General features: G+C 45.3%; 4 protein-coding genes. All 4 read right to left on the bottom strand.

Annotation, left to right across the window (positions count from 1 at the left end; all coding sequences use genetic code 11):
- Positions 1-109 precede the first annotated feature (109 nt).
- Positions 110-1,231 (bottom strand): alanine dehydrogenase, encoded by a 1,122-nt coding sequence (ald, locus tag A3761_RS25065; protein ID WP_068507523.1) that lies wholly within the window; start codon positions 1,229-1,231, stop codon positions 110-112.
- Positions 1,232-1,388: 157 nt separating this feature from the next.
- Positions 1,389-1,874 carry a DUF934 domain-containing protein gene (locus A3761_RS25060; RefSeq protein WP_068507521.1) on the bottom strand — a complete coding sequence of 162 codons (486 nt, stop codon included), beginning with the start codon at positions 1,872-1,874 and terminating at the stop codon, positions 1,389-1,391.
- Positions 1,858-3,519, bottom strand: coding sequence for a nitrite/sulfite reductase (locus A3761_RS25055; protein ID WP_068507518.1), 1,662 nt, complete (start codon positions 3,517-3,519; stop codon positions 1,858-1,860). The genes A3761_RS25060 and A3761_RS25055 overlap by 17 nt, the downstream gene beginning before the upstream one ends.
- 169 nt (positions 3,520-3,688) lie before the next feature.
- The gene (gene metH / locus A3761_RS25050) at positions 3,689-7,381 is read right to left on the bottom strand and encodes a methionine synthase (RefSeq protein WP_068507516.1); all 3,693 of its coding nucleotides are present in this window, start codon (positions 7,379-7,381) and stop codon (positions 3,689-3,691) included.
- Positions 7,382-7,440 lie beyond the last annotated feature (59 nt).

The following is a 7,440-nucleotide window of genomic DNA, read 5'->3' as shown; positions in this document are numbered from 1 at the left end:
AAAACGTTTTTTAGGAATGATCTTAGCTGCACTGGCAATCCAGTTTATTCTGGATGGCTTGCGAGTATTTACTTAATGTCGGCGAATCAGCTTATGCTGCTATAAGGAATCAAAGCTTATTAAGCGCATTTTCAAGAGAAATGCTTTTTAGGTTTTGTGCCTCGGCAACGTTCTTGTTACAGAGCTCCCCATTAACAATATTCAGACCTTTCATAAAGCCCGGGTTCGTTTCCAGTGCTTTACGACAACCTCTATTAGCAAGCTCGATTACGTAAGGCGCTGTAGCGTTCGTTAAAGCTAGAGTTGAACTTCGTGCAACGGCTCCGGGCATATTGGCGACGCAATAATGTACGACATTATTTATTGTGAATACTGGCTTTTCATGAGTTGTAGGTTTTGAGGTTTCAATACATCCACCTTGGTCTATCGCCACATCTACGATCACGCTGCCGCTTTTCATCTGGCTTAGGTCAGTTTTAGTAATTAGCTTTGGGGCGGTAGCGCCGGGAATTAGCACAGCCCCAATAACAAGGTCGCAGTGAGGTAGGAGTTTGAGTAGGGCTGCGCGACTTGCGTATAGAGTTTTGATGCTGTTGCCAAACTCGCTTTCTAGTGTTCTTAGTGTTTCAATCGATTTATCGAATACGGTTACGTCGCTCCCCATGCCAACAGCGATTTTAGCAGCATTGCGGCCGACAACTCCGCCACCAAGTATCAGAACGCGTGCCGGTTCGACACCGGGGGCACCACTTAAGAGTACGCCGCGACCTCCCTGCGATTTCTCAAGGCAGTGAGCGCCTGCCTGAATTGACATTCGGCCAGCAATCTCTGACATTGGTGTAAGAAGAGGAAGGTGTCCCGCAGCATCGGAAACCGTCTCATAGGCGATGCACGTTGCTTTACTATCTAGCAAGTCGCTTGTTTGCTGAAGATCTGGTGCAAGGTGTAAATATGTAAACAGTATATGACCTGCGGTGAGCTGGCTGCGCTCCCAGGCTTGCGGCTCCTTTACCTTAAGAATCAGGTTTGCTTGGTGAAAAATATCAACAGCAGATTCGAGCACAGTCGACCCTGCGTCAAGGTATTCTTGGTTTGAAAAACCGGATCCTAATCCTGCATCTTTCTCTATAAAAACCTTATGTCCATGAGAATAGAGCTCGTGAGCAATGTTAGGCGTCATGGCGACGCGGAATTCGTTATTTTTGACTTCTTTTGGTACACCAATACGCATTGCTGACTCCTTTAAAAAACGCCAGATATGTTATTAGTATAGCTGTATTTTTAGCGGATGAAGAACGACGTAAGGGGAAGAGGAGGGGGAGTTTGTTTGAAAAGCTCCACCTCTAAGATCCTGGTTTGGGGTCTTAGAGGTGGGTACTAAGCACTCGTTAGCCGCGACGGCGAAATAGTGGTTGATTCATAAAGCTTGCTGCTTGATAAGATTCAGTAAAGTCGGACAAGCCTTCTTGTGCGACCTCAATATCTTTGTCTTCTCGAACTGCATATGCGTCAAAACCGCAGCGTTTCAGATAGAAAAGCTGGTCGTGAAGAATGTCGCCAATTGCACGAATTTCACCCTCAAAGTTCAAACGGTCGCGAAGTATACGAGCATAGGAGTAGCCGCGCCCGTCAACAAACTTAGGGAAGTTTATTGCAATAGCAGGAAGCTTATCCAGGTAGGGTGCAAGCGCTTCCGGTTCTTCGTCGCTGTCGAGCCAAACGCCAACTTCAGAAGCATCAATGCATCCAGGGTTTTCAAGCAAATAGTTTAAGGGAACAAATACCTGGCTCTGCTCAAGCTTGCCTGAAAAACCTTTATCTAGAATTTGCCACGCATCATCGACAATCTTATCTACTTTAATCAGCCTTGGCATATACGCGCTCCTTAAAAGGTAGCATTCCAATTCTACGGAATGTATCAATAAACAGTTCTTCTTCAGTTCGGTTTTCAATATAAACGTTGATAATCTTTTCAACGACTTCAGGCATCTGAGCTCTAGCGAAGGACGGGCCTAATATTTTGCCAATGGCGGCATCTTTACCCGAGTTTCCACCTAGAGATACCTGATAGAATTCTTCGCCGCGCTTATCAACACCGAGAATTCCAATGTTACCCACATGGTGATGACCGCAAGCGTTCATACAGCCTGATATATTTAAATCGATCTCGCCGATGTCATAGACATAATCTAGATCATCAAACTTGATTTGAATCTGCTCAGCTACTGGTATTGATTTGGCGTTTGCAAGGCCACAAAAGTCGCCGCCTGGGCAGCAAATAATGTCTGTAATCATGCCAAGGTTAGGCGTTGCAAAACCAGCTGCTTTAGCCTCACTCCATAATTCAAACAACATATTCTGAGGAACGTCTGCAAGAACAATGTTCTGGTCGTGTGTTACACGGACTTCACCAAAACTATACTTATCAGCCATGTCTGCAATTGTATCAACCTGCTTGTCAGATGCATCGCCTGGTGGTGTGCCCGTTTTCTTAAGTGTTAGCGTAACGATCGAGTAGCCAGGCTTTTTATGGTCATTGACATTACGCTTGATCCAATTGGCAAAGCCTTTGTGCTCGTCTTGTTGCTTAACAAAGCTTTCACTATTATCAGCAAGCGATTGGTATGCTGGTTCTGTAAAGAAGTTTTTTACACGGTCAATTTCTTCATTGGTCAGTGTTGTCGCTCCATCCTTGATATGCTCCCATTCAGCTTCAACGCGTTCTGCGAACTTGGCGGGTGTAAGGGCTTTTACAAGGATTTTAATACGAGCTTTGTATTTGTTGTCGCGGCGACCGTGAATATTGTAGACACGCAAGATCGCATCGAGATAACTAAGCAGGTGCTTCTCGGGTAAAAACTCACGAATTACCGAGGCAATGATTGGCGTACGGCCTAGCCCACCACCGGCCAAAACTTTAAAGCCAATTTCACCTGCATCGTTCTTAACAAGCTCCAGAGCAATATCATTCACTAGAGACTCAGTACGATCTGTATCACCACAAGCGTTTACCGAGATTTTGAATTTACGTGGCAAGAATGCAAACTCAGGATGGAAAGTCGACCACTGACGTATGATCTCGCAGTAAGGGCGCGGGTCTAACAATTCATTCGCTGCCACACCGGCAAACTGGTCAGTCGTGGTGTTACGAATACAATTGCCACTCGTTTGAATGGAATGCATTTCAACACTACGAAGCTCGTCAAGAATGTCTGGGACATCTTTTAGCTCGGGCCAGTTGAATTGGACGTTTTGGCGAGTAGTAAAGTGCAGGTAGCCTTTGTCGTAGTCACGACTGATTGAAGCGAGCTTCCTAAGCTGTGTGGAAGACAGCATGCCGTAAGGTACGGCGACCCGAAGCATAGGTGCTAATCGCTGGACGTATAGACCGTTTTGCAGACGTAAAGGCAAAAAGTCGTCACCTGCCAAAGTCCCTTCAAGAAAGCGTTGGGTTTGACCGCGGAACTGCTGAACCCGTTCCTGGACGATCTGTTTGTCGTAACCATCGTATTTGTACATTTAGTGCGTCTCAATCGTACTTGCTTAATATAATTTAGCCCAAAGCAGCCTGGGGCCATTTTTGCGGGCGCTAAGGGTATCAGTTTTTAATAAGCGGTTAAATAACCAGCTTATATAAGTTTGTTTAGCTATTACGGGTTTTGGTTATATNAAAGCCGTTTTTTAGCGATTAATCATAGTTTAGTACCGGACTCAACCATTTTTCTGCTTCAGTGATAGACATTGATTTACGCTTAGCGTAATCCTCGACCTGGTCTTTGGTAATTTTTCCAACAGAAAAATATTTTGAATCAGGGTGGGAATAATAAAACCCACTAACTGAAGCTGCAGGTGTCATTGCAAAGTGTTCGGTTAATGAAATTCCGGCACTGTTTTCGGGTTCCAGTAGCTTGAACAGCTCGGTCTTTTCAGTATGATCAGGGCAAGCAGGGTAGCCCGGAGCAGGGCGGATACCGCGGTATTTTTCTTTAATCAAGGCGTCGTTATCAAAGCTTTCATCTCCAGCGTAAGCCCAGAACTCTTTACGAACTCTTTCGTGCATACGCTCAGCGAAAGCTTCGGCTAGGCGGTCAGCTAGCGCTTTGACCATAATCGCGTTGTAGTCGTCATGTTTTGCTTCGAACTCGGTGGCAAGTTCTTCAGCACCGATTCCAGCGGTGACTGCAAAGCCACCGATATAGTCATTGAGACCCGTTTCTTTAGGTGCAATAAAGTCAGCTAGTGATAAGCTAAATTGATTGCCCGCTTTGTCAGATTGCTGGCGTAGGTGATTCAGGCTTAGATTTACCTTAGATCGACTTTCGTCTGCAAATACAGTAATTTCATCATCGCCTTGAGCGTTTGCTGGCCAAAATCCGATAACAGCCTTGGCTTTTAGTTTTTTATTGCTTATCAGATCCTTGAGCATTTTTTGTGCATCATTGAAAAGACTCTGAGCAGCTTCACCGATATGCTCATCTTTTAATATTTTCGGGTATTTTCCAACCAGGTCCCACGTGATAAAAAACGGAGTCCAATCGATATAGTCAACTAATTCTTCAAGTGGGTAGTCTTCAAAGATTTTGGTGCCGGTAAATTTCGGCTTAGGTGGTTCGTAGCCGCTCCAATCAAGTGACAGCTTGTTTGCTACTGCTTTTTCATAGCTTAGGAAGCTGGACTTGGCGCTGCGGTTTTTACGACGTTCGCGTACCGTCTCATATTCCACCTTCACGTTCTCGACAAAGGTGTCACGCTGTGTATCACTTAACAAAGAGGTAGCAACACTGACACTACGTGAGGCATCTGTGACATAGACTGAAATATTATTTTGATACTGAGGTTCTATCTTCACAGCGGTGTGAGCCTTAGAGGTCGTTGCACCACCGATCATTAGTGGTATATCCAAGCCTTCTCGCTGCAGCTCTTTTGCGATATGGACCATTTCGTCAAGCGACGGTGTGATTAGGCCACTAACTCCAATAATGTCTACATTATGTTCTTTGGCGGCAGCAAGTATTTTATCGGCAGGAACCATTACACCAAGATCTATTACTTCATAGTTGTTGCACTGTAAAACGACACCAACGATATTCTTGCCGATATCATGTACATCGCCTTTAGCGGTGGCCATTAGGATTTTACCCTTGGTCGTTTGTTTATCACTTTTTTCTGCTTCAATGAAGGGGACGAGATGTGCGACTGACTGTTTCATTACCCGGGCGCTTTTAACGACTTGTGGTAAGAACATTTTACCTTCGCCAAATAGGTCGCCTACGACATTCATTCCATCCATTAAAGGGCCTTCGATGACCTCAATTGGTCTCGCTGCTTTGACGCGAGCTTCTTCGGTATCTTCTGTAATAAAGGTGGTAATACCTTTAACAAGCGCGTGTTCGAGTCGCTTTTCGACAGGCAGCTTACGCCACTCTAGATCCTCTTTCTTCTTCTCACCGGCTTCACCGCGGAAATTATCAGCTATTTCAAGAAGTCGATCAGTTGAGTCGTCCCGTCTATTTAGGACAACATCTTCGACGCGCTCTTTTAGCTCTGGATCAATATCGTCATAGATAACTAGTTGTCCGGGATTGACGATACCCATGTTCATACCGGCTTTTATGGCGTGATAAAGAAAGACGGAATGAATAGCCTCGCGTACTGGGTTGTTGCCGCGGAAGGAAAACGAGACGTTACTAACGCCACCAGAGACACTTGCATAGGGTAGGTTTTGACGAATCCAGCGAGTAGCTTCGATAAAGTCAACGGCGTAGTTGTTATGTTCTTCGATACCTGTTGCGACCGCAAAAATATTCGGGTCAAAAATAATATCTTCAGGAGGCATGCCTAAGCCAACCAATACGTCGTATGAGCGCTTACAAATCTCTATCTTACGATCTAAGGAGTCGGCCTGACCCTTCTCATCGAAAGCCATCACTACCGCGGCCGCACCGTAACGAATACAGGCTTTCGCATGATCGATAAATTGCTCTTCGCCTTCCTTCAAGCTAATTGAGTTAACGACAGCCTTCCCTTGTACGCAACGCAGTCCGGCCTCAATTACTTCCCACTTAGAGGAGTCAATCATAATTGGTGCTTTGGAGATATCTGGTTCTGAAGCGACGAGGTTGAGAAAGTGGACCATCGCTTCTTTGGATTCCAGCATGCCTTCATCCATATTGATATCGATGATTTGTGCGCCGTTTTCAACTTGCTGTCTTGCAACGTCGAGTGCTTCTTCAAACTCTTCGTCTTTAATAAGCCTCAAAAACTTCTTTGAACCAGTAACGTTAGTGCGCTCACCGACATTAATGAATAGTGAGTCTTCATCTGTAACAAAAGCTTCTAAGCCGGAAAGGCGAAGTTTGGGTTTGATCTGTGGAATAGCCCTTGTACTGTGTTTCTCCATACGTCGTGCGATTTCAGCAATGTGCTCTGGTGTTGAACCGCAGCAGCCACCGATAATGTTGATTAAATTATCTTTTGCGAAGGTCTCAACGATATCGGCCATTTCTTCAGGTGTTTGATCGTATTCACCAAACTCATTCGGCAGGCCTGCGTTAGGGTGGGCGCTAACATAGCATTCGCCCTTGGTAGATAACTCTTCAATGTAGGGCCGAAGTGCATCGGCACCCAGAGCGCAGTTAAAACCGATGCTCAGAGGCTTGCAGTGCTTAACAGATATTAGGAAGGCCTCAGCTGTCTGCCCGGACAGAGTACGGCCCGAGGCGTCAGTGATGGTGCCTGAAATCATGATTGGCAGTTTCAGTTTGGAATCCTGAAAGTATTGTTCAACTGCATAAATAGCTGCTTCAGCATTAAGCGTATCGAATATGGTCTCGATCATGATTATGTCGGCACCGCCTTTTACCAAGGCATCGGTGGCTTCATAATAATTGTCGTAAAGCTCTTCGAAAGTGACGTTTCTAAAACCCGGGTCGTTAACGTCGGGGCTAATGGATGCCGTACGTGATGTTGGGCCAACGACACCTGCAACAAATCTTGGCTTGTCGGGCGTTTCAGCGGTCTTCTTCTCCGCTTCTTCACGTGCAATACGTGCAGCTTCGAAATTTAACTCGTATACAAGCTCTTCCATGCCATAGTCAGCTTGGGAAACTTTGGTCGAGTTGAAAGTGTTTGTTTCAATTATATCTGCGCCTGCATCTAGATATTGTTTATGGATGCTAGCAATGGCGTCTACTTGAGTCAGGCATAATAGGTCATTATTGCCTTTAACTTCCGAAGGGTGGTCTTTGAACCTTTCACCGCGATAGTCTTCCTCTTCAAACTTAAAGCGCTGGATCATTGTTCCGGTAGCGCCATCCAGTATTAGGATGCGCTTGCTTAGCGCGTCGTTCAAAAGCTGAGTTCTATTTTGTATGTTGGACATTAAATGTGTATTCCCAAAATAAGGTGAAATAGCACGCAATTCTATGCGATGTTGTAGAA

This window comes from Oleiphilus sp. HI0123, from assembly GCF_001635315.1.
Note: the sequence above shows the minus strand (reverse complement) of the source record. Positions and strands in the feature narration are given on the sequence as shown.

What these genes read in the sequence shown, in the direction of transcription:
- ald (WP_068507523.1), bottom strand. Translation starts at nt 1,231, where the DNA reads ATGCGTATTGGTGTACCAAAAGAAGTCAAAAATAACGAATTCCGCGTC.
- A3761_RS25060 (WP_068507521.1), bottom strand. Translation starts at nt 1,874, where the DNA reads ATGCCAAGGCTGATTAAAGTAGATAAGATTGTCGATGATGCGTGGCAA.
- A3761_RS25055 (WP_068507518.1), bottom strand. Translation starts at nt 3,519, where the DNA reads ATGTACAAATACGATGGTTACGACAAACAGATCGTCCAGGAACGGGTT.
- metH (WP_068507516.1), bottom strand. Translation starts at nt 7,381, where the DNA reads ATGTCCAACATACAAAATAGAACTCAGCTTTTGAACGACGCGCTAAGC.